This is a genomic window from Pseudomonas sp. PS01300, assembly GCF_029960155.1.
Lineage (GTDB): Bacteria > Pseudomonadota > Gammaproteobacteria > Pseudomonadales > Pseudomonadaceae > Aquipseudomonas > Aquipseudomonas palmensis.
Window position 1 is genome coordinate 1 of the sequence record NZ_JASCPN010000132.1, and the last position, 2,517, is coordinate 2,517.

General features: G+C 66.5%; 1 protein-coding gene. It reads left to right on the top strand.

The window, feature by feature from the left end; translation table 11 throughout:
- Window positions 1–2,517, top strand: a 2,517-nt coding sequence (locus QMX96_RS26590) for a condensation domain-containing protein (protein WP_282362714.1), incomplete at both ends; no start/stop codon positions are given.

A 2,517-nucleotide genomic window follows, 5' to 3' on the forward strand; every position in this document is an offset into this window, starting at 1 on the left:
GTCTGGCGCAACAGGCCGCCGTGCGCGAAGCGCTGGTGCTGGCGGTGGACGGGCCGAGCGGCCAGCAACTGGTGGGTTATGTACTGCCCCACGATAACGCCGCCGACCCCACGGCCCTGCGGGAAGACCTGAAAACCCGGCTCAAGGCCGAACTGCCGGACTACATGGTGCCCACGCACCTGCTGTTCCTGGAGCAATGGCCACTGACGGCCAACGGCAAGCTCGACCGCCGCGCCTTGCCGGCGCCGGATGCGAGCCTGCTGCAGGCCGAGTACGTGGCGCCGCAGGGCGAACTTGAACAACAGATCGCCGCCCTCTGGCAACAGATGCTCGGCTGCGAGCGTATCGGCCGTACCGACGATTTCTTCGAGCTGGGCGGGCATTCGCTGCTGGCCACCCAGGTGATCTCGCGGGTGCGTCAGGTGCTGGGCTTCGACGTGGCCTTGCGCACGCTGTTCGAACACAGTCGCCTGGCGGATTTCGTCGCCACGCTGGATGCATTGAAGCGCATTGACGAGCCTGCGCTGGTTGCGGTCGAACGCGGCGTGCCGCTGCCGCTGTCCTACGCCCAGGAGCGCCAGTGGTTCCTCTGGCAGTTGGACCCGCAGAGCAGTGCCTATCACCTGCCGGCGGCCCTGCGCCTGCGCGGGCCGCTGGATGTGCCGGCGTTGCAGCGCAGCTTCGATGCGCTGGTTGCGCGGCATGAGCCGTTGCGCACCCGGTTCGTCCAGGTGGACGCCCATGTCAGGCAGGTCATAGACCCAGCGGCGCCGCTGCCGATCGACTTCGAGGTGCTGGCGCATGTGGCTGATCGCACGGCGCAGATCCAGGCTAGTGTCGCGGCTGAAAGCAGCCGCCTGTTTGCCCTGGACCAGGGGCCGCTGCTGCGGGTCAAGCTGCTGCGCCTGGCCGAGGACGACCATGTACTGGTGCTCACCCAGCACCATATCGTCTCGGACGGCTGGTCGATGCAGGTGATGATCGACGAACTGATCCGTCGCTACGGCGCTGGCATCAGCGCTCAGGAACTGGTGCTGCCGGAACTGCCGATCCAGTACGCCGATTTCGCCCAGTGGCAGCGTCAGTGGCTGGAGGCAGGCGAGCGCGAACGTCAGTTGCGCTACTGGCTGGAGCAACTGGGGGGTGAGCAGCCGACGCTGCAGTTGCCCACCGACCGTGCCCACCCCGCCCAGCGCAGTTTCCACGGCGCCAGGCGCGATGTGGCGTTGGACGCCGGTCTGACACACGGGCTGCTGCAACTGGCCCGCGAGTGCGGGGTTACCCCGTTCATGCTGTTGCTGGCCTCGTTCCAGGCGCTGCTGCACCGCTATAGCGGCCAGGACGATATTCGTGTCGGAGTGCCGGTGGCCAACCGCAACCGCCTGGAAACCGAGGGCCTGATCGGCTTCTTCGTCAACACCCTGGTACTCAAGGCTCAGGTGAGCGGGCGACAGGCGTTCACTGCGCTGCTGGAGCAGGTGCGCCAGGCCACCCTGCAGGCCCATGCGCACCAGGACCTGCCGTTCGAGCAATTGGTGGAGGCGCTGCAGCCGGGCCGCAACCTGAGGCGCAGCCCGTTGTTCCAGGTGCTGTTCAACTACCAGGCGCAAACCCGGAACGGGCAGGGGCTGCAGCCGTTGCCGCACCTGCAGGTGGAGGCGTTGCAGTGGGATACCCATACCGCACAGTTCGACCTGTCGCTGGAGGTGTTCGAGCGTGAGGAGGGCATAGCGGCTTCGCTGACCTTTGCCACCGACGTGTTCGAGGCCCACACCATCGAACAGATGCTGGGGCACTGGCAGAACCTGCTGCGCGCCATCGTCGAGCGTCCGCAACAGCGCGTCGCTGAACTGCCGTTGCTCGATGCCCGCGAGCAACAGGCCAACCTCCAGCAATGGAACCCGGCGCCTGCGCAGTTCGCCAGCCAGCGCTGCCTCCATGAACTGATCGAAGCCCAGGCTGCGCGTGCGCCGGGCTCCATCGCGCTGACCCTGGGTGACGCCCAGCTCAGCTACCGCGAACTCAACGAACGTGCCAACCAGATGGCCCATGCGTTGATTGCCCAGGGCATCGGGCCAGAGGTGCTGGTGGGCCTGGCCTGCGAGCGCAGCCTGGAGATGGTGGTCGGCCTGCTGGCGATCCTCAAGGCCGGCGGCGCTTATGTGCCACTGGACCCGGCGTACCCCGAGGACCGCCTGGCCTACATGATGGAAGACAGCGGCCTGAGCGTGGTGCTGGCCCAGTCGCACCTGGGTTTGCCAACGCCGGCCGGGGTGCGCACGTTGCTGCTGGACGATGACTTCACTGGTTATGCCGCCAGCAACCCAGGCCTGACGCTGGACCCTGCCAACCTGGCCTATGTGATCTATACCTCCGGCTCCACCGGCAAACCCAAGGGCGCGTTGCTCGCGCACCACAACGTGCTACGCCTGTTTGCCGCCACCGAACACTGGTTCAACTTCGGGCCGAGTGACGTGTGGAGCCTGTTCCACTCCTATGCCTTCGACTTCTCGGTGT